Here is a 24,188-nt window from a genome sequence, read left to right as displayed (position 1 = left end):
AGATGAAAAGGCTGACAGTGGCACTGGAACTCTTCTTACTTCGCAACCACACAAAAGGAAACCTTTGCCGCCAAACACATCCGGATTACAGCCATGCACGTCAGATCCGGGGCTTTGCCCCCTCCCACCAACACTCATCTGCCACTGCCCACGCACACGCGCCTTAAACGCACTGTTGATGAGGCTCCAAGCGTCCAGAACACTGTCGGTGATAACCCCAGGCTCGATAAAAACATCGGCACGGGTCAAAAAGTGACAGTACCCGTCGATGTAGGCCCGAACCCCAGCGTTGACCCCGCCACGATAGAAATCAACGAGTCATTCAAGTCGGTCTCGCAAGAAGCCTCCATTTTCCTGAAAAAGAAATTCGCCGAAATGGCAGCAAAGGCACAGACCCCTGCCGAAAAGGAAAAGTGGAATATTGACCCGGATAACACCTACCTGGTCACGTTCGACTACAACACCCAGGGCAAAGCCCCTTACCCGGCGAAAGTCCTCAAGAGGATCTCGCTCACCCAGGCGCTTATCACCAACGCACAAGATACGCCAACGGGAAAAGGCTACTTGGTGCCCTTCTACCCAGGGGGACCAGAAGTAATCGTCAAGCCTGAGATTAAAACCGAGAAACCTGGCGCGTTTGACTTCTCAAGCCGCTTCAACCCAAACAGTGAAAAATCTGACATCACCCATACCTATCAAGGGATTTACATTGAATCCCCTGAGTCAGTTGCCCCCGTCTACAACGGTGGCAACCAGAGTTTGATCACACCGGAGGAGTTCAAGAAACTGATTTGGAAGGCCGACTTTCAAACGCCCTACACGACGTTTCTGGACACTTTCTGGAACACTCACAAAGAAAAATACCCGACGTTAGCCAAAGCTTCCTTCGCCAAATCAGCCATGGCCCAGCACCAGGAGGGTAGCCTCACCGACGAAGGCCGGAAGTTGGTTCTGCGGGCTGTCGGTTTGCCAGACAGCCAGACATCCTGGCCGGATATCACAATTGAGCAACTGCAGAAAAACCCACCGAAGGACCCGAATATTGAAGTTGGCCTGCTCAAGATTGGCGACTATCAATCCACCGACCTGGTTTACATCACAGATACCAAAGTCAGACTGGATGCCAACGGCAACAAGATCCCACCGCTGACGCTGCTTTACATTCCAGGGAATTCATCGCCCATTCACACCTTCAGTAGCCAGGCTGAAATGAAGACATGGCTCGCCAGCCAACTGGCTGATCCGATGAAACGTGCAGCGCTGGCCGCGCATTTCCCCCTCAAGGACAAACCCAACGGCTACGCCCGGGCGGGGATAGACGAGACACTCGCTGGGCTCGGGACTTGGCCTGAAAAACGCGAAACACCCGGCGGTTTGCTTTCCTATGATCATCGGGCATTTTCCGGTTTCTGGAACCCGCAGGAGTTCATCACGACAGAGCCCAGCAACTTACCCTTCGAGGAAGTCGCAAAACGCCAAAAGGAGCGCTCCTACTCCGACGCAGCCACCGAAATAACCACTGATGCAGACGTCAATAAAGAACATGTCCTTGCCGGCGTCGACAAGGCAATGAAAGCGGCGCTATTTCTCGCGCCGCTGGCGTTGGTCATGCCCGAAGTCGAATCGGCGCTGAGCCTCTTCTATCTGGCTGTTGGGGCAACCGAAGGCGGTATAGGCGTCGACGATAAAATAAAAGGCAAACCAAAGGGCAATGAGCGAATCATATTCGGCGTATTCAATGCCGGCTTGGTAGTGCTCCCCCATATTGTGAAAGCGGGCAGCGCTGGCGAAGGTGTTGCCAATGAAATCAAACAGCCGAAAGTCACAACCGACACAGAGACCGTGCCGGAAAGCGGCGAGCGAACGCCACCTGCGCCTGAGCATAAAATTGAACCGAGTGTTAATCCTCAGCCAGGCATTGAGTCTAACGATATCAAGGACTACGCCGTGCAAGACGGTGAACAACTGATCTCCGGCGTTAAACCAAATGCCAAAGGTATCTATCAAGTCAAAGGTCCCCTTGGCGAAGACCGATGGTTGATCAAAGTGAGCCATGACGAAAAAACCACCCGAGTATTTGAGATCCAGAGCAGTTTTAAACTGGGAGGCGATACCGTCGAGATCATCGACCCCTTCACCCGAAAACCGGTGATGACCGCACGTAATATCGGTGATGAGACGTGGGAAGCCGTTCGCGGCCCGGGGGGAATAAAATTCCCGTGGCAAACGAAAGGCGCCGGGAACCAAGCATTTGACCCCGGCGCCTATGAGTACCCGGCCTCAGGCGAGCCTTCAACGTCGAAGGTCACGGACAAGATTGATAAAAAGCTGAAAGCGGATGCCAACGACTATCACAAAACCGCAAAAACCAAGCCGAGGCCTGCTCTTGCCGAGTTGCCTAAAAATGCCTCGCCCAAAGAGGTGATTGACACGGTTTACAAGAAATCTTCCGGGATGGTCCTTGGCGAGGATCATTCCCAGCCCTCCGGCTTGCAGTTTTTGATTGATAACGCAGGCGAGTTCAAGAAGAACCAAGTGACCACCTTGTATTCCGAAGGGTTCGATCACTCGCTTCAACCCGACCTGGACCACTTTTTCGAAACCGGTGAGTTCTCGCCTGCCCTGCGCAACAATCTGAAGCTCATTGACCGCGCTCATGCCGGCCACGGGCGCTACACCAACAGAGACCTGCTGTTGACGATGCGAAAGCATGGCATACGGGTCAAAGCTATCGATGTGCCCTCCGTGGAGCCCAAGACCACCCGCCTTAAAAACATGAACTATTACGCGAGCAGTGTCATTAATGCTGACCAGGCCAGCCAACCACAAGGCAAGTGGGTTGCAAGGGTTGGCAGTGATCATGTGTCCAGTTATGACGCAGAACCGCCTATACGAGGCATTTCAGAGCTCACAGGCGCAAGCGGTGTAAGCCTCGACGAGGCAGCCCCCAACCAGGGCACCTCGGTCACTCAGTCACGAGACAGAACAGAGCTTTTCATCGACCTGAAAAAACCTTGATAGCGGGTGGGAGTCACCCCCGATTCTGGCGAAGCCAGGCATTCGATACTTCCCTCCCGCCCCCCATCAGCACGACGTTTTCACAGCACCTTATCCAAGGTGATGGGAAAGTCCCGCACCCGCTTGCCAGTGGCGTGATACACCGCATTCGCCACTGCGGCTGCCACCCCGACAATGCCAATTTCGCCTACGCCCTTGGACCCAAGGGCGTTGACGATTTCGTCGTGTTCTTCGACAAAAACCACGTCTATGTCGCCGATATCGGCGTTCACCGGGATGTGGTACTCGGCCAGGCTGTGGTTCATATAGCGCCCGAGCTGATGATCGGTCTGGGTTTCTTCGTGCAGCGCCATGCCGATACCCCACACCACACCGCCGAGGATCTGGCTGCGCGCCATCTTCGGATTGACCACGCGCCCCGCCGCAATCGCGCTGACCACACGGCTCACCTTGATCGTGCCCAGGTCTTCATCCACACGCACCTCGACGAATACCGCCGAGTGAGTAGCGGTTGAATAACCTTCGCGCTTCTTGTCAGGTTCACTGTTGACCTGCACTTCCAGAGCGTCTTTGCCGCCGTCCTTGACCAACTGCGCCAACGACACACTCACGTCGCGGGTATGGAGCTGGCCGCCTTCAAAACGGACGGTCTCGGCATCCTTGAACACGGGATAAGTCTGCCGGGCGATTTCCAGCAACTTGACGTTAAGCGCTTCACACGCCTGCTGCACCGCGGTCCCGACCGACGAAACGGTAAACGAGCCGCCCTGCAAAGGCGCGGTGGGCAACGATGAGTCACCGAGCAAAAAGCGGATATCGACCATTGCCACGCCGCTGGTTTGCGCCGCAATTTGGGTCATCACGGTGTAGGTGCCGGTGCCGATATCCGTGGTGGCGCTGCTGACCGTCAGTTTGCCGTTAGCGTCGAGCCTTGCCTTGGCACTGGCCTTCATCTGCATCGCTTCCCACACGCCGCCGGCCATGCCCCAGCCGATCAATTGGCGGCCGTCGCGCATGCTGCGTGGCTCCGGGTTGCGCTGGCTCCAGCCGAAACGCTCGGCGCCTTCGCGGTAACACTCGCGCAAGGCCTTGCTGGACCAAGGCTTATCTTCGTTCTGATTGCGTTCGGCATAGTTGATCAGGCGCAGTTGCACGGGGTCGATGCCCAGCGCGCAGGCCAGCTCATCCATCGCACACTCCAGGCCGATCACACCGAGGGCGGCGCCGGGCGCGCGCATGTCCAGCGGCGTGTACACGTCCAGTGGCACCAGCTTGTAGGTCAACTGCATGTTGTCGCAGTGGTAGAGCATGCCGCTCCACTCCACCACGTGTTCGCTGAAATCCTCGAAACGTGAGGTTTGGCCAATCGCGGTGTGCCCCAGTGCCATCAACCGACCGTTGGCCGCCGCGCCCATCTGCAAACGCTGCAAGGTGCGCGGGCGATAACCGAAGGTGAACATCTGTTGACGGGTCAGCGTCACGCGCACCGAACGCTTGAGCGCCAGGGCCGCCATCACGGCCAACGGCAACTGATATTGCGGGCGCAAGCCTGATCCAAATGCCCCGCCGACAAACGCGGCAAAAACCCGCACCTGGGTTTTATCCAGGCCGAAGACTTTTTGCACATAGGCCTGACAGTTTTGCGGGCCTTGGGTTTTGTCGTGGATATGCAATGTGCCATCGGACTGATAAAGCACGGTACTGGCATGGGGTTCCATGGGGTTGTGGTGTTCGATGGGCGTGCTGTAGTGCACGTCCAGGAGGACAGCGGCTGCGCTCCATTCAGCCTGGAAATTTCCGCGTGGCGCAGGCGGAGTTTGTGGCGACGGGTGCGCTTGTTCCTGCACGGCCAGCAAGTCGGTTTCGAAGGCTTCGGTGGCATACTCGATTTCCACCAAGGAGCCCGCATGCCGCGCCAGTTCCAGGTTGTCAGCGATCACCAAGGCCAAGGGCTGGCCGCTGTACAACACGCGGTCGTTGTACAACGGACGAAACGCTGAGCCGTCGGCCGCATCGGCGTCAGCGAAAGCGTCATCGTAACTCGCAAGTTTCGGCCGGTTGAGGTGATCAAGCACCATGACCACGCCCGGCAATGCCAAGGCTTTGGCGGCATCGATGCGGGTCACTCGCCCTTTGGCAACGGTGCTGGACACTACGCTGCCATATAACAAGCCTTCTTCCGGGAACTCACCGGCATAACGCGCTTGGCCGGTAACCTTAAGCAGACCGTCCACCCGGTCCAACGGTTTGCCAATAGCAGTCATGGCCGTGCTCCAGCGAGAGCGGCATCACTCAGGGCGCGAATAATCCCGCGGCGTGCCAGCTTGATCTTGAACGCGTTGTGCGCCAACGGTTCGGCATCTTGCAGCAGGGCGTCGGCGGCCGCGCTGAAAGTCTCACGGCTGACGACCTGGCCGATCAACCCCGTCTCCACCGCGCGGTCACGCCAGGGTTTATGCGCCACACCGCCAAGCGCCAGACGGGCATCGACGATGGTCTCGCCGTCCAGCTCAAGGGCGGCGGCTACCGACACCAGCGCAAACGCATAAGAGGCGCGGTCGCGAATCTTCAAGTAATGGCTGTGTTGGGCCAGTTGATCGGCTGGCAGCTCGATGGCCGTGATCAGTTCGTCGTCGGCCAACTGGTTATCGCGTTGCGGCGCGTCGCCGGGCAGGCGGTGAAAGTCAGCAAACTCGATGACCCGCGCGCCGCCACGCCCTTCAACATGTACCCGCGCCTCCAGCGCCGCCAAGGCGACGCACATGTCTGAAGGGTGAGTGGCCACACACTGGGCGCTGGCGCCGAGGATGGCGTGGATGCGATTCAAGCCGGTGCGCGCCGGGCAACCGCTGCCGGGCTCGCGCTTGTTGCACGGCACAGCGGCGTCATAGAAGTAATAGCACCGCGTGCGCTGCAACAGGTTGCCTCCGGTACTGGCCATGTTGCGCAATTGCGGCGAGGCCCCGGCGAGGATGGCTTGAGACAACAGTGGGTAACGCTGTTCGATCAGCGGGTGCCAGGCCAGGTCGGCGTTGCTGACCAATGCACCGATCATCACCCCGCCGTCGGCGGTCGCCTCCACGCCTTGAAGCGGCAGGCCGGTGATATCGATCAGGTGTTCGGGGCGGCTGATGTTTTCTTTCATCAGGTCCAACAAGTTAGTGCCGCCGGCAATGAAGCGCGAGGCGGCGCTGCTCAGGTGAACGGCCTCCTGTATGTCCACCGGCTTGCTGTAATGAAAGGGATTCATTGCTCACCTCCCAGTACAACCTCTTCGATGGCATCGCGAATATTGCTGTAGGCGCCGCAGCGGCAGAGGTTGCCACTCATCAATTCCTGGATTTGCGCAGGGGTGCGCGCACGGCCTTCATTGGCCAGGCCGACGGCGGAACAGAGTTGACCGGGGGTGCAATAGCCACACTGAAAGGCATCGTGTTTGATAAAGGCCCGCTGAATCGGATGGAGCACGTCGCCGCTGGCCAAACCCTCGACCGTCGTCAGCTCGGCGCCGTCGCACATCACCGCCAGGGTCAGGCAGGCATTCACCCGTTTGCCATCGCGCAACACGGTGCAGGCACCGCATTGGCCGTGGTCGCAGCCCTTTTTACTGCCAATCAGGTCCAGTTGTTCGCGTAGCAGGTCCAGCAGAGTGGTCCAGGGCAACACATCCAATTGGCGATCTTGACCGTTGAGGATCAGGCGTATCGGGTGGCTGGCGAACGGTCGAGCCGACGCGCCGTTGGGGGTTGCGCTCATAAACACCTCACGGGTTGGTGTACATCCGCGGCGTTCAGGAAAGTCGCCGTCTCAGGGGTACGACTTCCCGGGGTAATGAGCGTTCAAGGGGATTGATCAGCGGATATTGAGCAGCGTCTTCAAGGTGTTCTGCGGGCCGTTGATCGACGAGTTGCTGTACTCGAACCAACCGGGCGCTTCGACATTCAGGCTGAACACGTAGATGTAGCCCATCAGGGTGCCTGCGCCGTTGCACGCCTGACTGATATTACCCACCTGGCACACGGGGGTACGCGTACCGTCCAGCTCCGCACCATCGAAACGGCCCATGGGGTTCTTGCCCAGGCCGACTTCCATCACCGAGACCCGGGTAGGCCCGCGGTGCGTGCACATCTGGGTGCTCTGCGCCCGTTCCGGGATGGTTTCAGTGCAAGCTGCCGACTCGACCTTGAACACGCGCACTTCGCTCAAGGCCGGTGCAGTCGCGCCCCACGCCGGTGCCGCACTTAGCCACAGGCTGATACTGGCGATCAGAGCTAGACTCCACGCGTTGGCTTTTTTCATGCTGGCAATGACCTTGGATTAAACGTCGGCGCAGTATGCCTCAAGGCCATGATCCGGAGCGATTGTTCAAGAGGCCCAGCCCATACACCATATGGCCTCGGCTGCTGGTATGATGCGCCGCTTTTTCCGATCCTCTCTGAAACCACAGGCGCTTGGCGCAGTTTGTGCTTTGACTTAGAGGTCAACAAATAACGACGCACAATAGCGTCACAGGGAGCCGGCATGCTGGAAAAGCTGTTTCAACTCAAGGCACACAACACCAACGTGCGCACCGAGATTCTCGCGGGGATCACGACATTTCTGGCCATGGCCTACATCCTGTTCGTGAACCCGAGCATCCTCGGCGAAACCGGCATGGACAAGGGCGCGGTGTTCGTCGCGACCTGCCTGGCGGCCGCCATCGGTTCGACCGTGATGGGCCTGATTGCCAACTACCCGATCGCCCTGGCGCCGGGCATGGGCCTCAACGCCTTCTTTACCTACACCGTGGTCCTGCACATGGGCCATACCTGGCAAGTGGCGCTGGGCGCGGTGTTCATTTCGGCGGTGCTGTTCTTCCTGCTGTCGATCTTCCGCATCCGTGAGTGGATCATCAACAGCATCCCCCTGCCCCTGCGTTCGGCGATTGCCGCCGGTATCGGCCTGTTCCTGGCGCTGATCGCCCTGCACAACGCCGGCATCGTGGTGAGCAACCCGGCCACCATGGTCGGCCTGGGCGACCTGAAGCAACCGGCGCCGATCCTGGCCACCCTCGGTTTCGCGCTGATCGTCGCGCTGGAAGCCCTGGCCGTGCGCGGTGCGGTGCTGATCGGCATTCTGGCAGTGACCATCGTCTCCATCGCCCTGGGCTTCACCCCGTTCGGCGGCGTGACCTCGATGCCACCGTCCCTGGCCCCGACCTTCCTGCAACTGGATATCAAAGGCGCGCTGGATATCGGCCTGGTCAGCGTGATCTTCGCCTTCCTGTTCGTCGACCTGTTTGATAACTCCGGCACCCTGATCGGCGTCGCCAAGCGCGCCGGCCTGATGGGCAAGGACGGCCACATGCCGAAAATGGGCCGTGCGCTGATCGCCGACAGCACCGCCGCCATGGCCGGTTCCCTGCTGGGCACCTCGACCACCACCAGCTACATTGAATCCGCCGCAGGCGTGAGCGCCGGTGGCCGTACTGGCCTGACCGCCATCGTGGTCGCGATCCTGTTCCTGCTGGCGCTGTTCTTCTCGCCACTGGCCGCCAGCGTGCCGGCCTTCGCCACTGCCCCGGCGCTGCTGTTCGTGGCCGTGCTGATGACCTCCGGCCTGGCCGAAATCGACTGGGACGACATCACGGTTGCCGCGCCGGTGGTGATCACCGCCCTGGCAATGCCATTCACTTACTCCATCGCCAACGGCATCGCCTTCGGTTTCATCGCCTGGACCGCCATCAAGCTGCTTTCGGGCCGCTACCGTGAGCTGAACCCGGCACTGGTGATCCTGTCGATCCTGTTCGTGATCAAGCTGGGCTGGTTCAACGCATGACTTTCGACGCCGCAAGCTACACCGCTCAACTGCAAGACAAGGTCACGCGCTTGCGTGACCTGTTGGCACCGTTCGACGCACCCGAGCCGCAGGTATTCGACTCGCCGCTGCAGCACTTCCGCCTGCGTGCGGAGTTCCGTCTGTGGCGCGAAGGCGGTGATCGCCACTACGCGATGTTTTCGCAAGACGACAAGCGCACGCCGATCCTGATCGAAGAATTCCCGATTGCCAGCCTGCGTATCAACCAGTTGATGCCGCAACTCAAGGCCGCCTGGCAAGCCAGCGCCGCCCTGAGCCACAAGCTGTTCCAGGTGGAGTTCCTCACCACCCTGGCCGGCGACGCGATGATCACCCTGTGCTACCACCGCCCGCTGGACGAGCACTGGCACACCGCCGCGAACCAGCTGGCGGCGGATTTGAACGTGAGCATCATTGGCCGCTCCAAGGGCAAACGCGATGTGATCGGCCACGACTACGTGGTGGAAAAACTCGACGTGGGCGGTCGCACCTTCAGTTATCGCCAACCCGAGGGCGCCTTCACCCAGCCCAACGGCACGGTGAACCAGAAGATGCTCAACTGGGCGTACGAAGCCTTGGGCGATCGCCCGGATGATTTGCTCGAGCTGTATTGCGGCAACGGCAACTTCACCCTGCCGCTGGCCACCCGCGTGCGCAAGGTACTGGCCACCGAGATCAGCAAGACCTCGGTCAACGCAGCCTTGAGCAACCTCGATGAGAACGCCGTGGATAACGTCACCCTGGTGCGCCTGTCTGCCGAAGAACTCACCGAGGCGCTCAATGAAGTGCGCCCGTTCCGTCGCCTGCACGGCATTGATCTGAAGAGCTACGAGTTCGGCAGTGTCTTCGTCGACCCGCCACGCGCCGGCATGGACCCGGACACCTGCGAACTGACCCGCCGCTTCGACAACATCCTGTACATCTCCTGCAACCCGGAGACGTTGGCGGCGAACATTGCGCAACTGCACGACACGCACAAGATCACCCAGTGCGCGATGTTTGACCAGTTCCCGTGGACGCACCACATGGAATCCGGCGTGCTGCTGACCCGCCGATAAACCTGTGAACACCACGGATTAAAAATGTGGGAGCGGGCTTGCTCGCGAATGCAGAGTGTCAGTCACTAGAGATATTGACAGAACCACCGCATTCGCGAGCAAGCCCGCTCCCACATTGGTTCTGTGCTCTGACAAAGATCGCAATCAGGCAGAGGGTTGGAAATACCCCGCCAACGCTCGCAAGTCCTGCTCGCTGAGCAACCCCGCGTAATACTTCAATTGAATCCTTGCCAGCAGGTACGCATGCCGCGCATCCGCCAGGTCGCGGCGGGCGGTGAAGAGCTGTTGCTCGGCGTCGAGCACATCAAGGTTCACCCGCTCACCGCCGCTGACGCTCTTCTTGGTCGCCGCAACCAGCGCCGTGGCCGAGCGGACGGCCATCTCATACGCCCGCACTTTCGCCGCACCGCTGGTGTTGAGGTTGAACTGCTTGCGCAATTCGACCAGCGTGGAAGAGGTTTGCGCATCCAACTGGTACTGGGCCTGTGACAACTGGTTCGCCGCCTGGCGCGTGGACGCCGACACCGAACCACCGGCAAACAGCGGCAGGCTGACCTGAATGCCCACGCTGTTGGTGTCGTATTTCTGGTTGTAGCTGCTTTCTGAATCGGAGCTGGTCTGGCGGCTGCTGGCGTACAGGCTGACCTTGGGCAGATGGCCTGCGCGCTTGCGCTCCACTTCATAGGCCGCCACGTCCAGCGCATGGTGCTGGGATTTGAGTTCCGGGTTGTTGGCCATGGCCATTTCGCGCCAGGTTTCGAAACGGTTGGGCTCAAGCGGCGGGATATCGAACTGGCGGGTCAGGGGCGCCAACGCTTCGATCTGCAACGGCTGGCCGACGATGGCTTCCAGTTCGCGCAAGGCGCTGTCCTGGGCATCCAGCGATTCGATCTCTTCGGCCTGGGCCAGGCTCAGGCGCGCTTGGGTTTCCAGCACGTCGGTGCGCGTGCCTTCACCGCCCTTGAGCAAACGCTCATTGAGTTGCAGGCGCTCGGCAAACGCGCGTTTCTGTGCACGGCTCAACTCGATGCGTTCCTGCGCCAGCAACGCCTGGCTGTAGGCATTGAGCACGCGCACCGCCAGTTCCTGACTCTTGCCGCGAAAGCGCTCATCGGCCATCAACGCCTGGGCCGTGCCCTGGCGAAAACGCGCGTAGGCTTCGTAATCCAGCAACGGTTGCTGCAGGGTGAGGGTCGAGGCGTAGCTGCGGTAATCGCGGTCGCTGGTGGTGTTGCCCGCCGTCACTTCCGATTCATTGCGCGAATTGTTGTAGCTCCACGACAGGTTCGGCAGCAGCGCCGAACGGCCGATCACGCGGTTCTCTTCACCGGCTTCACGCTCCTGGATGGCCGCCTGAAAGGTCGGGTCATTGCGCAGCGCCAAATCGTAGGCGTCCAGCAAACCCAAGGCGTTTGCCGCCGAGGTGCAACCGAAACACAAGGTAAACAACAGCGCCTTCATTCTTCCACCAGGGCCATATGGGTGCGATCGAGCAGGGGTTTGAACAGGTAGTTGAGCATCGAGCGCTCACCGGTCTTGACGAAGGTTTCCACCGGCATGCCCGGGCGGATCTGCACGCCATCGAGCTGTTGCATACCGGCAGCGCTCACCTGGGCGCGCAGCGTGTAGTAAGGCTCATCGGTGCGTTCATCGACCTGGCGGTCCGCCGACACCAGCGTCACTTCGCCCGCGATCCGCGGCGTGGTGGCCTGGTTGAAGGCCGAGAACAGCAGCTCCACGGGTAAGCCCGGATGCACCTTGTCGATCATCTGCACCGGCACGCGCGCCTCCACCAGCAACGGTTCGCCTTGGGGCACGATGTCCATCAGCGCCTGGCCGGGCTTGATCACGCCGCCCTCGGTGTACACGTCCAGTCCCACCACCACGCCGGACGCAGGCGCCCGCACCAAACTGTTGGCCAGCTCGAACTCGGCCGACGCCAGGCGATTGCGCAGGTCATCGCTGCGGGTGCGGGTGTCGGCCAGCTGGCTGCGCAGGTCTTTCTGGAAGTCTTCGCCGAGCTGGCGAATGCGCAGGCGCAGTTCGAGCACCTGGCGCTGCAATTGGCCGATGCGGCCATAGTCCTCGGCGATGGTGCCGTCGATCTGCGCGTACAGGCGCTCGCTGTCGAGCAGGCGATTGCGCGGGATATAGCCATCCCGGGCCAGTTCGCGCAGGCCGTGCAGTTGCTCGTTCAGGGCGGCGCGCTGCTGGACTTTGCTGGCTTGAGAATCCCGTGTGCCGCGCAGCTGTGCCTCGGCACCGGCGATGGTTTCGCGCAGGCCTTGTTGCTCGGTGGCCAACGCCTGGGCGCGGCTGTTGAACAACTGCCGTTGCAGGCTCAAGGTGCCTGTGGCGTCGGGGTCGTTGAGCAACTCCGGACCGAAGTTAATGGCCGGCAGCCCCTCGCTTTCGGCACTCAACCGCGCCTCACTGGCCAGGGACGCCAGGTACTGGCTGCGCAGCGACTGCATCTGCCCGCGCAACGGCGTTTCCTTCAAGCGCAACAGCACCTGGCCGGCGCTGACGACGTCACCGTCGCGCACCTCGATACGCTCGACGATCCCACCGGCCGGGTGCTGCACGGTCTTGCGATGGCCCGAGACCATGACCTTGCCGGACACCGCCACACCCTTGTCCAACGGCGCCAGCGCGGCCCAGCCGATAAACCCGACGAACCCGCCCAGCACCAGCCACCAGCCCAGGCGCGCGTACTTTTTGTCGTCCAGCGCCAGCACGTTGTGGGGCTGGTCGCTCACCAGCATCGGTTTGCCCTGGCTCATGCCTGTTTTCCTTCACCGAGTCGGTAACTCATGCTCATGGTCGACACCGGTTTGGTCACCGGTGCGGCTTGTTTTTGACGTGCTTCCAGCACCCGTGCTGTCGGGCCGAAGGCTTGCAGTTGGCCGTCCTTGAGCATCAGCAGTTGGTCGGTGAGGGTCAGCACGTTGGCTTTGTGGGTGATCAACACCAGGGTGCGTCGCTGCTGCTTGAGCTGGGCGATGGCCTGGAGCAACGCTTGCTCGCCCGCTTCATCGAGGTTGGCGTTGGGCTCGTCCAGTACGATCAGCGCGGGCAGGCCGTACAGCGCCCGCGCCAGGGCCACGCGTTGTTTCTGGCCACCGGACAAGCCGGCACCGCCCTCCCCCAGCACGGTGTCGTAGCCCTGGGGCAACTGCAGGATCAGCTCGTGCACGCCGGCCATTTGCGCGGCGGCGAGGACGTTGTCCGCTTCAACCTCGGCAAACCGTGCGATGTTCTGCGCGATGCTGCCGGCGAACAACTGGATGTCCTGGGGCAGGTAGCCGATGTGCGGGCCCAGTTGCTGTTTGTCCCACAGGGTCAGGTCGGCGCCGTCCAGCCGCACCTTGCCGGCCAGAGGTGCCCAGGCGCCTACCAGCACCCGCGCCAGGGTGGACTTGCCACAGCCCGATGGGCCGATCACCCCGAGCACTTCGCCCGCCGGCAGGTTGAACCCCAAACTGTTCAAGGCAGGGCGGCGACTACCGGGGGCGGATGCGCTGAGCTGCTCCACCGTCAGTTGACCCTTGGGCACCGGCAAGTGCATGCGCGCCGGGCGTGCAGGGTTGGCCGCCAGCATCTGCGACAAGCGCTCATAGGCCAGACGCGCCGACCCCCATTGCTTCCACACGCCGATCAACTGGTCGATCGGGCTGAGCACCCGCCCCATCAGGATCGACCCGGCAATCATCATCCCCGGGGTGATATCGCCCTGTACCGCCAGCAACGCGCCCAACCCCAACACCAGCGACTGCAACGCCAGGCGCACGCCCTTGGACCAGGCGGTGACGGCGGCGGTCTTTTCGCTGGCCAGGTTCTGCTGGGCCAGAAACGCCTGGTGCTGGTCGAACCAACGGCCGCGCAACGTGGCGAGCATGCCCATGGCTTCGATGGTGTCGGCATTGCGCAGGTTGGCCGTGGCCTGCTGGCTGGCACTGATGGACAGCTGACTGGCCAGGGCCATCGGCGCCTGGCTGACGTGGTGGTTGATCCAGGCGAGTGCGATCAGGATCACCGCGCCGCCCAGGGCCAGCACGCCCAGCCAGGGGTGGAACAGGAAAATCACCAGCAGGTACACGGGGAACCACGGCGCATCGAAAAACGCGAACAGCGCCTGGCCGGTGGCGAACTGGCGCAGCGTGGTCAGGTCATTCAGCGCCTGGCCTGCCGCCTGAGGGCTGCCCTTGAGTTGTGCTTCGAACGCGGCGTCGTAGACCCGCTGGTTCAAGCGCATGTCCATTTGCGTGCCCAAGCGGATCACCACCTGGCTGCGCACCCATTCCAACGCGCCCATCAGGCCGAACAGGCCGAGGATCATCAGCGTCAGCATCAACAGGGTCATCTGATTGCCCGACGCCAGCACCCGGTCGTACACCTGCAGCATGTACAGCGCCGGGGCGAGCATCAGCAGGTTGATCACCGCCGAGAACAGGCCGATGTTGAAGAAGCCACTTTTATAGGCCGTGAGGGCGGCCAGGGTTTCGTTGCCGGCGTGGCGCATCTGGGGAGTCTCGAAGGGTTGAGCGGGCAGCGTCGCCGCGTTGACAGGCGATACGACGCTGCGCAGAATTCGGCACCGCCGCCGCCGAAGAATTAGAAGGCTTGGCGACAGCGGTGTGTCATGCGGCGAATGGGCGAGCGATCCCCCATTCGCTTTTTTCATGCAGCAGGGGTTCAGGCCGCCAGGGCGAAGTCCTGAGGGACGTCTTGCACGCCGACCAGCGCGACGTCGGCAGTGGCCACCGAGGCGGCGTGGCTGGCCAAGGTGGAAGCGACGTGGTCGAAGGTGTCGGCGGTGGACAGGCCGTAGTCATCCAGCAGGTTGTTGAGCACGGTTTCCAGCGCAGTGGTGTTGCCCTGCATCAGGCCGTAGATCACGCTTTGGACTTCGTTGCCGGTGCGGCCCGCGCCTTCGGCGGCGAACAGGTCGAGACCGTTGAAGGCCACCTTGTAGGCGCTGAGGTCGAAATCACTGCCGTTGCCGCCGGTCAGGCCGGTGCCCAGCTCGACGTTATCCAGGTTGCCCCACAGGTAGTGGTTCTGGTTGCTGCTGGCAGGCAGCAGCGGGTTGAACACGTAGTGCAGGCCGTTGCTGGTGTTGCTGTCGGCGATAAACGCGTAGTCGGAGTTGTTGGCGCCATGGGTCGAATACTGATCGCCACTGAAGGTGCCGTTGCTGAAACCGCCAGTATTACCGGTGCCATGGCCTGCCGTGGCAAAACCAAGAGCCCAGTCCGACAGGTAGTCAGACAGCGAAGTAGTGCCCAGGTACGACTCGTAGCTAACAGAAATAGTCATCACTAAACCTCGTTATAAACAGCGCTAGTATCAGTACGCAGATGCGCACTTTTTGCCCAACCCTGGGCAAAACCTTGGTTGATCCGGTGCCTCGGCCTCGGTATCAGAATTTGTATTCGAGCATCCCGCTCAACGTCCGCCCGCGCGCCAGGCTGAGGTTGTTGGCATCGCCCATGGCGACGAAGTAGGCCTCGTCGGTGGCGTTCTCCAGTGCCAGGGCGATGTTCAATTGATCAGTCATCCAGTAACTGGCGTAAAAGTCATAGACGGTGTATTTGGGCCACATGGCCTGGTCGATGAACTGATAGCCCTGGTTATTCAGGTTCTCCCCATTACCGGAGCTGTAGCGAACCCGCACACCGGTATCCAGGCGTTTGTCCAGAAAGCGCGCGCCCAGCGTCAGCGACCCACGGTCAGCCGGGGTGTAGGTGGCATTGCCCATGATGCGGCCGCAGCTTTCCTTGGCATTGGCGACGTCGTCGTCCAGCACTTCATACCGCGTGACCGGACGGAAGCCGATGGTGCCGTTCGGGCGCGTGAACTGCTCGATCACGGTGGTGGTAGGCCCGGCCTTCTTGGCACCGCCCATGTAGTAGTTCTTCGAACAGAACTCGTTGCTGCCGATCATGTGGGTGTAGCTGAGGTTGGTGTAGGCACGCCCCATGTCGTAGTTGAACTGGTATTCAAGGCCCCGGAACCGCGTGTCATTGAGGTTATTGGTGTAGGCCATGATCCCGTTGAACCCGCCGACGGAGGTTTCCGGCAGACTCACGCTGGTGTTGAGGAAGGTAAAGTTCTCAATCTTGGTATCGAAGTACGCCACTTTGATGCCCAACCGGTCGTCGTTGAAGAACAACGATTCCTTGAACACATTCATCCCCACTTCCCAATCACGGGACTCCTCAGGCTTGAGGTAAGGGTTGGGGAATACCCGCTCGCCCGAACCGCCACCGTGGGGGCGGCCGGTCATGAAGGTTTCGGTGACGGCCGGCGGACGCCAGCCCTTGCCCCAGCGGGTATAGAGTTGCAGCCAGTCGACCCCGGGCTTGATGCCGAGACCAAACGTTGGCGAAAAGCGCCCTTCCTCACGGTCGATGTCGAAAATGTCCTCGACGCGCCGGGCCGGTGTGCTGCTGGTGTAAAAACGATCACGCTTGTAGAGCGTCATCCCAGTAACGCCTTCCAGCCGGTAGCGGTCGTAACGCAGCCCCGCATCCACGGTCAGCCAATCGTCGTATTCGTATTGAAGGTTGTTGAACAGACTGGCAATGGTGCGCTTACCTTCCGGGTCGGCACTGGGGGTGTAGGGCAATGACCCGGTCGCGAGGACGTTGCTCGACTCGACTTTATTGGTACTGGGCTTGAAGGTGTCCTGATACATCTCCAGACCATAGTTCCAACTCAAGTGCCCGCCTCTGCCCAGGTCAAAGCGCGAGGTGTTTTCCCCTTGCAGGCCCCAGGTGTCGGTCTGGAAATGGTCGGTGTAGGGCGCGAAGTAATTGCCCGAACTCAGCGACGCCACATTGGGCGCATTGGCCCGGTCCAGTTGGGTGGTGACGTAATAGAGCTTGGCCTTCAGATCAATCAGCGGGTTATCCGGGCTGTAGCTGTAGTCCAACGCGACGTTTTTTGCGTTGAGGTTGTTTTTGCTGGTGCGCAGGTAATAGGTACTCAGCAGATCATCGGCGATGTAACCCCATGAATCGTTGCTGTCGGTGTCGCTTTCCAGGTAGCTCAGCTGCACGCGCTGGTCATTGGGCAGGTTCAGGCCGAACTTGACGATCTGCGAGCGGGTCACGCTGCCGGTGTCGCCGACTTCGCTGTTGAGCCAGTCATCAAAGGCTACGGGGGCATATTTACGGGCACGCATGTTGGTGCCGAGGTTTTGGTCGTTGTGCTTGCCGCCGTGGTAGTTGCCGAAGTGGCGCTCGCTGTAGCCGAGCATCACGTCGCCGCGCTCATCACCAAAGGCGAACACGCCGCTGCCGTTGAAGTCGGTGCCATTCCCCAATTTGCCGATGCCACTGCCCGCGCGCAAACGTCCGCCGTACTCCTTGCCATCCTTGAGAAACTCGCTGGCCTCCAGGGTCTTGAACGAGGCAATGCCGCCCAACACCGCCGCGCCGCCCTGCCCCGACTGGCTGCCCTTGTCGATCTGGACGCTGGAGATGAACTCCGGGTCGATCAGCAGGGTGCCGTTGCGTTGCTGGTGGCCGTTGACGTTGAAGTTCTGGCGCATGCCGTCGATGTTCATGTTCACGCGGCCGTAGTCCTGCACGCCACGGATGTTCACCGACAGGCCGGGGTCGCGCTGGTCGACGGCGGTGTACACGCCGGCCGTTTCTTCGAGCATGTCGGCGGCGTGACGGGGCGGGCGTTTATCGATCATGTCACGGCTGATCACCGCCACGGACTTTGGGCTCTGGTACACCCAATCGCTCGCCTGGCCATGGGTGCCGCCGGTGATGGTGGTGGTGCCTACGGTGATAGCGTTGTCATGGTCGGTGGCAACCCGGTTGAGGGTGACTTGGCGCTCGCCGGTGAAGCGGTACTCCACGGGTGCGCCACCCAGCAGGCGACCGAGGCCTTCCTGCACGCTGAAGTGGCCTTTGAGCGCGGTGCTGCTCAAGCCTTGCAGGCGCTGGCTGTCGAACAACACTTGCAGGCCGGCCTGGTCGGCGAACGCCAGCACGGCACTGCCCAGGGATTGCGCAGGAATATCGAACATCAGCACGGCGGGCTGTGCTGCACCTGCCGGAGGTTGCGCGGCATACACCGGGGCCGCTGTGGCGAGCACCCCCAAGTGAATGGCCAGGGCCAACCGGCTACCGGTGATGCGCCCCTTGGTGAATGCTGACATTTCTGGTTTTCCCTGCACTGAGCGTTTTTGTTTATGCGAATGCTTCTCACCTAGCAAGACGTACGAGGCGCAGGAACTCAGTAAGGTTTTTTTGAAAGTTTTTTAATCGAAGGGAATTTCAAGGAGCACAGCCCCTTTGTAGGAGCCGGCTTGCCGGCGATGGCGTCCGAGAGATCACCACCGCCCGCAGAGAAATCAATAAATCAGGCTAAAACCCGCCAGGTCCAAGCGTTGCACTTGAAGCTCCTGGGTCAAGGTCCCGAGGGCCGTATCGAGCATGTCGAGACGGAACACTCCGCTGACTTCCCGCTCGCCCAAGGCGGCGTCGGTCAACACCACCCGCCCGGGACGATAGCGATTGAGCTGCTCGACCACCTTGGCCAACGGCAGCCGGTCGAAAATCAGCACACCCCGCCGCCAACTGGTGGCACGTTCCACGTCGAACTGATCCAGCGGCGCCACGCCCTCCTGCGGGTTGTAACGCGCCGCTTGGCCTTCCTTGAGCACGCGTTCGGCCGGGCCTTGACGAGGTGGCGCCTGCATCGAGACTTCGACGCTGTGCTGCAACACCCCGACCCAGGCTTGCCGGTCATCCTCACGCGTCACCACAAACCGCGTGCCAAGCGCCCGGGTTTGCGCGCCGGCGCTTTGCACCACGAAGGGCCGCGTTTCCGGGCCCACCCTCGGTGCCACGTCAAAAATCGCCGAGCCCTGGATCAGGCTGACACGCCGTTGCACACCGTCGTAATCCAGGCGGATCGCGCTGTTGGAGTCCAGCTCCACCGTGCTGCCATCGGCCAGGTGCACGGTGCGCACTTCACCTTTTTGCGTCACGTAGTCTGCCTGCAGGCGCAGCAACGCATCCGGCCCGCGCACCCAGCCCACGCCCGCCACCACCACGACCAGCGCCACCGCGGCCGCACGCTGCCATGGCCTGCGCCGCTTGGACCGACGCACCGGCAACGTTGCCGCCACCGGACGCTGACGGTGTACGGGCTCATCCTTGTAGACCTCACCCAACGCCGCCCAGGTCTGTTCGGCAAAGCGCAGCGCCGCTTCGTGGCGGCTGTCGCAGGCGATCCAATGTTGCAGCTCGGCCTGCTCCTGTTCGGTCAGGGCACCGGCGTGCAGGCGCACCGCCCATTCGGCCGCCGCCTCGGTAATGCTGTGCTGTTGCGGACCCTGGCTATTCACGTGTGCATCTCGAATTTTTCGTTATGTAACGCTGTGACGTCTGACCCAGTGCATTTCGGTAACTCATTCGTCGGATGGCGCCCCCTCGCCTTCCTGCAAACGCTGCATCACGTAGGCCAAGGCCTTGGCCAGGTGCTTCTGCACGGAGCTGTCGGAGATATCCAGGTGCCGGGCCACCTGGGCGTGGGTCATGCCTTCGATGCGGTTGAGACGGAAGATCTGCTGGGTGCGTTCCGGTAATTCCGCCAGTGCCTGCTTCAATGCCAGTCGCTGTTGCTGCGCCATTGCCTGAGCCTCCAACCCGGCCACTTCATCTTCAATCTCGGCCAGCGCCTCATGGGGCACGGAGTCTGTCTTGCGCCGCGCTTCCTGGCGAATATGGTCGATCAGCAGATTGCTCGCCGTTCGATAGAGATAGCCCTGGGAATTGTCGATACGCTCGCCGGCCGGTTTTTCCGCCAGGCGCAGGAAGCTCTCCTGCACCAGGTCTGCGGCCAACTGCGGGTCCCGTACCTTGCGCGCCAGATACCCGCGCAGGGTATCGGCATGCTTGAGAAACAGGCCTTTGAGATCCACGTCCGACAAACCGACTCCCTGGAATGTTAAGGAAACAGGCGGGCATAGTAAGCGTTGTCGAGAATGATTTTCAATTGATATCTAATCTGATTCTGGTGTGGGAACCCTCTGAATATCGGTTCGATAATCGAACACATCCGCCGCGATCAATTGACCAAATTAACCATTCAGTACATTTTATCTCCACAACTAACAAGAACAGTGGAGATCCCCTTATGCCGCCTATCGTGCTGGTGCTCAACGGCCCCAACCTCAACCTGCTCGGCACCCGCGAGCCCGCCACCTACGGCCATGAAACCCTGGCTGACATCGCCGCGCTGTGTGGGCGCAGTGCGGAAAAACTCGGGCTGAAGATCGAATTTCGCCAGACCAACCACGAAGGTGAACTACTCGACTGGATCCACAGCGCCCGCGCCCGCTGCGCCGGCATCGTGATCAACCCGGCCGCCTGGACCCACACCTCAGTGGCCATCCGCGACGCGCTGGTGGCCAGTGAAGTGCCGGTGATCGAAGTGCATTTATCCAACGTGCATGCGCGTGAAGCGTTCCGGCACCACTCCTTTGTTTCGCCGATCGCCAAGGCCGTGCTGGCCGGGTTCGGCAGCCATGGTTATCACCTGGCCCTGGAACATTTCAGCCACACCTTGAAAGGGTGAGCCCGATGAAACCGCGCATTCTCGCCGGCCTGATCGGCGCCGGTATCCAGGCCTCCCGCACGCCCGCGCTGCATGAACAGGAAGGTGACGCCCAGGGCATGCGCTACCTGTATCGCCTGATCGACCTGGAACCCCTGCACCTGAACATCAACGCCCTGCCCGACCTGCTCGACGCCGCCGAACTGATGCACTTCACCGGGTTGAACATTACCTACCCGTGCAAGCAGGCCATCCTGCCGCTGCTGGATGAACTGTCTGACGAGGCGTGCGGCATTGGCGCGGTCAATACGGTGGTGTTCAGGAAGGGCAAACGCATCGGCCACAACACCGACTGCCTGGGTTTCGCCGAGGGTTTTCGCAGAAACCTGAGTGATGTGGCACGCCAACGCGTGGTGCAGATGGGTGCTGGCGGTGCAGGTGCGGCGGTGGCCCATGCGCTGCTGGCCGAGGGTGTGGAACAGTTGAGTATTTTTGACGTGGACCCCAGCCGTGCCCGCGACCTTGTGGATAACCTCGCCCAGCGCTTCGGTGCCGGGCGTGCGCAGGTGGGCAGCCATCTGGAAAACGCCATGGCCGAGGCCGATGGTTTGGTGAACACCACGCCGATGGGCATGGCCAAACTGCCGGGCACGCCGGTGCCGTCGAGTCTGCTACGCGCCGAGTTGTGGGTGGCGGAGATTGTGTATTTCCCGCTGGAAACCGAGCTGCTGCGTGATGCCCGTGCCCTGGGTTGCCGCACGCTGGATGGCGGCAACATGGCGGTGTTTCAGGCGGTGAAGGCGTTTGAGTTGTTCAGTGGTGAAGTGCCGGATGCCGACAGGATGCTGGCGCACTTCCAAAGCATGAATAGCTAATTGGCAAAACGAAGATCCGAAATGTGGGAGCGGGCTTGCTCGCGAATGCGGTTTGTCAGTCAGCATATGCTGTGAATGACACACCGCATTCGCGAGCAAGCCCGCTCCCACATTTCGATTGCATTTCAGCCTTAGGCACCGTGCGCTCTCACGCCTGCAGGTAACGCATCACCGACTCACAAATCATGTCCCGATGCCGCTGCTTGACCGCCTCATCCGACAATTCAATCTGAAAGATCTCACTGAACGTATGACGGTTGGACACCCGGTAAAAGCTGAATGAGTTGATCAGCAGGTGCACGTCCAGCGGCTCCAGCCCTGCGCGGAACACACCCATCTCGGCCCCGCGCTGCAAAGTTGCGCCCAACGCTTCAAGGATGTTGCTGTTCATCGCCTTGATCGCATCCGAACGCTTCACGTACTCGGCATTGTGGATATTTTCGATGCTCACGATGCGCACGAAATCCACGTTCTGGTCATGGTGATCAAAGGTGAACTCCACCAGCCGGCGAATCGCCTCGCGCGGCTCCAGTGCCGTGAGGTTCATGCGGGTTTCGGTGTTGCGAATATCGCCGTAGAGCTTCTCCAGCACCTCGACGTACAGCTGCTCCTTGCTGCCGAAGTAGTAATAGATCATGCGCTTGGAGGTGTGGATGCGTTCGGCGATCGCATCCACGCGAGCGCCAGACAAACCCTGCTGGACAAACTCGACAATGGCTTCCTGGAGAATGTTTTCGCGGGTCTTTTCCGGGTTGTTCTTACGACTCTTGCGCGGTGCGTCTGACACTGCGGGGAGTTCGGGACTCGAGGTCATGGTGCGCTCACGGCCATTGTTATGCAGGCGCTGATTATGGGCCGCGATGCTTCCCGAAGGAAGCACCTGGCCAGCCCTTATAAACGCGCTTGGCGCACCGCACCGCTGCGGGACTTGGCCATGGCCGCCAGGCGCACGGCCACGTTGGCCGCGCCGTAGCCGGCATAGCCGCCCTTGCGCTGGATGATCTCGAAGAAAAACCGCCCTTCGAACGGCTCGGTGTACACATGAAACAACTCGCCGCCCTGGGCGTCGCGGTCGTACAACACGTTGTAGTACGCCAGTTCGCTGAGGAATTCATCGTCAAAATCAAAGCGCGCCGCGAGGTCGTCGTAGTAATTGAGCGGGATATCCAGCAGAGGCACGCCCGACGCTTTGGCCCGACGTACTTCGGCGAAAATGTCCGCGCAATCGAAGGCAATGTGATGCACGCCCGAGCCGCGATAGCTCGACAGCGCGTGGGAAATCGCCGTGTTGCGGTTCTCGGAAATATTCAACGGCAGGCGGATCGAGCTGCAACGGCTGCGCAGCGCACGGCTTTTCACCAAACCGTACGGGTCGGGCAGCACCACTTCATCATCGGCCTCGAAATCCAGCAGGCTCTTGTAGAACAGCACCCAGCTGTCGAGGCTGTCAGCCGGCAGGGCCATGGCCATATGGTCGATGCGCAGCAGGCCGCCGCTGGAGGCCGTCGCCGGTTGCAGGTTGAAGTCGGTGTCGTACAGCGAACCTTCGGACGGGTCCACCAGATAAATCAGGCTGCCATCCGGCGCACGCACCGCTGCCAACTCCAGCTCGTTGGGCCCCACCAGCCCGCGATACGGCTGGCCTTTGTAGGCCACCGCGCGCGCCAGGGCCTTGGCGCTATCCTTGACTCGAATCGCCGTGGCGCACAACGACGGCCCGTGGGCCTCGAAAAAATTGTGGGCGAAAGAATACGGCTCGCAGTTGAGGATCAAGTTGATATCGCCCTGTCGCAACAAGCTCACGCTCTTGGAACGGTGCTGCCCGGCCTTGACGAAACCCAGGCGCTCCAGCCATTGCGTCAGCTTCGCACCCAGGCTTTCATCCACGGCAAATTCAAGGAACTCGATGCCGTCGTAGTCGCTGGCAGCCGGGGTTTCAAACAGGATGTCCGCCGGCGTGGCCGGTTGCTCCTGCGCCAGGCGTTCGCGGGTCTTTTCTTCCAGGTACAGCAGCGAGCGCAAACCATCCGCCGCATTCGCCCGCGTCGGTGCTGCGCGGAAGCCGTCGTTGAAAATCTCCAGGGACAACGGCCCGGTGTAGCCACTCTGGATGATCGGTGCGAGGAAGCCCGCCAGGTCGAATTCGCCCTGCCCGGGGAAGCAGCGAAAATGCCGGCTCCACTCCAGCACGTCCATGGCCAGGATCGGCGCGTCGGCCATTTGCACAAAGAAAATCTTGTCGCCGGGTATCTGGGCGATGCCACTCGGGTCGCCCTTGAGCGACAAGGTGTGGAAGCTGTCGAGCAACACCCCCAGGCTCGGGTGATCGACCTCGCGCACCAGGTTCCACACCTGCTGCCAGGTGTTCACGTGCTTGCCCCAGGCCAGCGCCTCATAGCCGATGCGCAAGCCTCGACGACCGGCGTGCTCGGCCAGCAGGCTGAGGTCATCGAGTAAAATGCGTTCGTCGCCCACCGAATCCGCCGAGGCATTGCTGCACACCAGCACCAGGTCGGTGCCTAGCTCCTGCATCAGGTCGAACTTGCGTTCGGCGCGTTCCAGGTTGCGCGCCAGGCGGTCGCGGCGGCACCCTTCGAAGTCACGGAAGGGTTGGAACAAGGTGATGGCAATGCCCAGGTCAGCGCACATCTGCCTAACTTCCCGGGGGCTGCCGTCGTAATACAACAAGTCATTTTCGAAGATCTCGACGCCGTCAAACCCGGCGGCGGCAATGGCTTCGAGCTTTTCCGGCAGGGTGCCGCTCAAGGAAACGGTGGCAATGGAACGTTGCATGGGGCGACTCCCGGCAATTGTTATT

Annotated in this window: 18 protein-coding genes; 5 read left to right on the top strand and 13 right to left on the bottom strand. The window is 61.0% G+C overall.

What is annotated here, in order from left to right; translation table 11 throughout:
• Nucleotides 1–93 precede the first annotated feature (93 nt).
• Nucleotides 94–3,018, top strand: coding sequence for a membrane-targeted effector domain-containing toxin (locus M2394_RS26575; protein ID WP_259175137.1), 2,925 nt, complete (start codon nt 94–96; stop codon nt 3,016–3,018).
• Nucleotides 3,019–3,098: 80 nt separating this feature from the next.
• Here M2394_RS26575 and M2394_RS26570 read toward each other — a convergent pair whose 3' ends face one another.
• The 4 genes from M2394_RS26570 to M2394_RS26555 form a co-directional block, all read right to left on the bottom strand.
• A complete protein-coding gene (locus M2394_RS26570) occupies nt 3,099–5,282 on the bottom strand; it encodes a xanthine dehydrogenase family protein molybdopterin-binding subunit (RefSeq protein ID WP_259175136.1) in 2,184 nt (727 codons plus the stop codon).
• Entirely contained in the window at nt 5,279–6,268 is a 990-nt protein-coding gene (locus tag M2394_RS26565) for a xanthine dehydrogenase family protein subunit M (protein ID WP_259175135.1), read from the bottom strand. The genes M2394_RS26570 and M2394_RS26565 overlap by 4 nt, the downstream gene beginning before the upstream one ends.
• Nucleotides 6,265–6,774 (bottom strand): (2Fe-2S)-binding protein, encoded by a 510-nt coding sequence (locus M2394_RS26560; RefSeq protein ID WP_259175134.1) that lies wholly within the window; start codon nt 6,772–6,774, stop codon nt 6,265–6,267. Before M2394_RS26560 ends, M2394_RS26565 begins: the two co-directional genes overlap by 4 nt.
• Before the next feature lie 96 nt (nt 6,775–6,870).
• The gene (locus M2394_RS26555; protein ID WP_259175133.1) at nt 6,871–7,317 is read right to left on the bottom strand and encodes a YolA family protein; all 447 of its coding nucleotides are present in this window, start codon (nt 7,315–7,317) and stop codon (nt 6,871–6,873) included.
• Between the two features lie 222 nt (nt 7,318–7,539).
• Between M2394_RS26555 and M2394_RS26550 the strand changes: the two genes are divergently transcribed.
• Entirely contained in the window at nt 7,540–8,835 is a 1,296-nt protein-coding gene (locus M2394_RS26550) for an NCS2 family permease (protein ID WP_025858939.1), read from the top strand.
• Complete coding sequence (trmA, locus tag M2394_RS26545; RefSeq protein ID WP_178919473.1) at nt 8,832–9,911, top strand: tRNA (uridine(54)-C5)-methyltransferase TrmA; 1,080 nt, start codon at nt 8,832–8,834, stop codon at nt 9,909–9,911. Before M2394_RS26550 ends, trmA begins: the two co-directional genes overlap by 4 nt.
• A 144-nt stretch (nt 9,912–10,055) precedes the next feature.
• On the opposite strand, the gene M2394_RS26540 is transcribed toward trmA, so the two are convergent.
• From M2394_RS26540 to M2394_RS26510, 7 genes are all read right to left on the bottom strand, one after another.
• Nucleotides 10,056–11,372 (bottom strand): TolC family outer membrane protein, encoded by a 1,317-nt coding sequence (locus tag M2394_RS26540; protein ID WP_178919472.1) that lies wholly within the window; start codon nt 11,370–11,372, stop codon nt 10,056–10,058.
• Nucleotides 11,369–12,694, bottom strand: coding sequence for an HlyD family type I secretion periplasmic adaptor subunit (locus M2394_RS26535; protein WP_178919471.1), 1,326 nt, complete (start codon nt 12,692–12,694; stop codon nt 11,369–11,371). Before M2394_RS26535 ends, M2394_RS26540 begins: the two co-directional genes overlap by 4 nt.
• On the bottom strand, nt 12,691–14,433 hold the full coding sequence (locus M2394_RS26530) for a type I secretion system permease/ATPase (protein ID WP_259175132.1): 1,743 nt from the start codon (nt 14,431–14,433) through the stop codon (nt 12,691–12,693). The genes M2394_RS26535 and M2394_RS26530 overlap by 4 nt, the downstream gene beginning before the upstream one ends.
• Nucleotides 14,434–14,606: 173 nt before the next feature.
• Nucleotides 14,607–15,230, bottom strand: a complete 624-nt coding sequence (locus M2394_RS26525) for a heme acquisition protein HasA (RefSeq protein WP_178919469.1) — start codon at nt 15,228–15,230, stop codon at nt 14,607–14,609.
• A 103-nt stretch (nt 15,231–15,333) separates the two neighbouring features.
• Nucleotides 15,334–18,090 carry a TonB-dependent receptor gene (locus M2394_RS26520; RefSeq protein WP_178919468.1) on the bottom strand — a complete coding sequence of 919 codons (2,757 nt, stop codon included), beginning with the start codon at nt 18,088–18,090 and terminating at the stop codon, nt 15,334–15,336.
• Between the two features lie 195 nt (nt 18,091–18,285).
• Nucleotides 18,286–19,284, bottom strand: coding sequence for a FecR family protein (locus M2394_RS26515; RefSeq protein ID WP_259175130.1), 999 nt, complete (start codon nt 19,282–19,284; stop codon nt 18,286–18,288).
• Between the two features lie 63 nt (nt 19,285–19,347).
• Nucleotides 19,348–19,869 carry an RNA polymerase sigma factor gene (locus M2394_RS26510; protein WP_178919466.1) on the bottom strand — a complete coding sequence of 174 codons (522 nt, stop codon included), beginning with the start codon at nt 19,867–19,869 and terminating at the stop codon, nt 19,348–19,350.
• Between the two features lie 206 nt (nt 19,870–20,075).
• Here M2394_RS26510 and aroQ point away from each other — a divergent pair, with 206 nt between their 5' ends.
• Nucleotides 20,076–20,516: a type II 3-dehydroquinate dehydratase gene (gene aroQ, locus M2394_RS26505; RefSeq protein WP_106579308.1), complete on the top strand. Its 441-nt coding sequence runs from the start codon at nt 20,076–20,078 to the stop codon at nt 20,514–20,516.
• 5 nt (nt 20,517–20,521) lie between these two features.
• Nucleotides 20,522–21,370 (top strand): shikimate dehydrogenase, encoded by an 849-nt coding sequence (locus M2394_RS26500; protein WP_259175129.1) that lies wholly within the window; start codon nt 20,522–20,524, stop codon nt 21,368–21,370.
• Nucleotides 21,371–21,518: 148 nt separating this feature from the next.
• On the opposite strand, the gene M2394_RS26495 is transcribed toward M2394_RS26500, so the two are convergent.
• Together M2394_RS26495 and quiC are read right to left on the bottom strand one after the other, a co-directional pair.
• The gene (locus M2394_RS26495) at nt 21,519–22,184 is read right to left on the bottom strand and encodes a TetR/AcrR family transcriptional regulator (RefSeq protein WP_178919462.1); all 666 of its coding nucleotides are present in this window, start codon (nt 22,182–22,184) and stop codon (nt 21,519–21,521) included.
• 77 nt (nt 22,185–22,261) lie between these two features.
• Nucleotides 22,262–24,163 (bottom strand): 3-dehydroshikimate dehydratase QuiC, encoded by a 1,902-nt coding sequence (quiC, locus tag M2394_RS26490; RefSeq protein WP_259175128.1) that lies wholly within the window; start codon nt 24,161–24,163, stop codon nt 22,262–22,264.
• Nucleotides 24,164–24,188: the final 25 nt, after the last annotated feature.

Origin of the sequence: Pseudomonas sp. BIGb0164, assembly GCF_024810135.1 — a bacterium.
Taxonomy (GTDB): Bacteria; Pseudomonadota; Gammaproteobacteria; order Pseudomonadales; family Pseudomonadaceae; genus Aquipseudomonas.
The sequence above is the reverse complement of the archived record's forward strand: the minus strand, read 5'-3'. Positions and strand labels throughout refer to the sequence as shown.

What these genes read in the sequence shown, in the direction of transcription:
- M2394_RS26575 (WP_259175137.1), top strand. Translation starts at nt 94, where the DNA reads ATGCACGTCAGATCCGGGGCTTTGCCCCCTCCCACCAACACTCATCTG.
- M2394_RS26570 (WP_259175136.1), bottom strand. Translation starts at nt 5,282, where the DNA reads ATGACTGCTATTGGCAAACCGTTGGACCGGGTGGACGGTCTGCTTAAG.
- M2394_RS26565 (WP_259175135.1), bottom strand. Translation starts at nt 6,268, where the DNA reads ATGAATCCCTTTCATTACAGCAAGCCGGTGGACATACAGGAGGCCGTT.
- M2394_RS26560 (WP_259175134.1), bottom strand. Translation starts at nt 6,774, where the DNA reads ATGAGCGCAACCCCCAACGGCGCGTCGGCTCGACCGTTCGCCAGCCAC.
- M2394_RS26555 (WP_259175133.1), bottom strand. Translation starts at nt 7,317, where the DNA reads ATGAAAAAAGCCAACGCGTGGAGTCTAGCTCTGATCGCCAGTATCAGC.
- M2394_RS26550 (WP_025858939.1), top strand. Translation starts at nt 7,540, where the DNA reads ATGCTGGAAAAGCTGTTTCAACTCAAGGCACACAACACCAACGTGCGC.
- trmA (WP_178919473.1), top strand. Translation starts at nt 8,832, where the DNA reads ATGACTTTCGACGCCGCAAGCTACACCGCTCAACTGCAAGACAAGGTC.
- M2394_RS26540 (WP_178919472.1), bottom strand. Translation starts at nt 11,372, where the DNA reads ATGAAGGCGCTGTTGTTTACCTTGTGTTTCGGTTGCACCTCGGCGGCA.
- M2394_RS26535 (WP_178919471.1), bottom strand. Translation starts at nt 12,694, where the DNA reads ATGAGCCAGGGCAAACCGATGCTGGTGAGCGACCAGCCCCACAACGTG.
- M2394_RS26530 (WP_259175132.1), bottom strand. Translation starts at nt 14,433, where the DNA reads ATGCGCCACGCCGGCAACGAAACCCTGGCCGCCCTCACGGCCTATAAA.
- M2394_RS26525 (WP_178919469.1), bottom strand. Translation starts at nt 15,230, where the DNA reads ATGACTATTTCTGTTAGCTACGAGTCGTACCTGGGCACTACTTCGCTG.
- M2394_RS26520 (WP_178919468.1), bottom strand. Translation starts at nt 18,090, where the DNA reads ATGTCAGCATTCACCAAGGGGCGCATCACCGGTAGCCGGTTGGCCCTG.
- aroQ (WP_106579308.1), top strand. Translation starts at nt 20,076, where the DNA reads ATGCCGCCTATCGTGCTGGTGCTCAACGGCCCCAACCTCAACCTGCTC.
- M2394_RS26500 (WP_259175129.1), top strand. Translation starts at nt 20,522, where the DNA reads ATGAAACCGCGCATTCTCGCCGGCCTGATCGGCGCCGGTATCCAGGCC.
- M2394_RS26495 (WP_178919462.1), bottom strand. Translation starts at nt 22,184, where the DNA reads ATGACCTCGAGTCCCGAACTCCCCGCAGTGTCAGACGCACCGCGCAAG.
- quiC (WP_259175128.1), bottom strand. Translation starts at nt 24,163, where the DNA reads ATGCAACGTTCCATTGCCACCGTTTCCTTGAGCGGCACCCTGCCGGAA.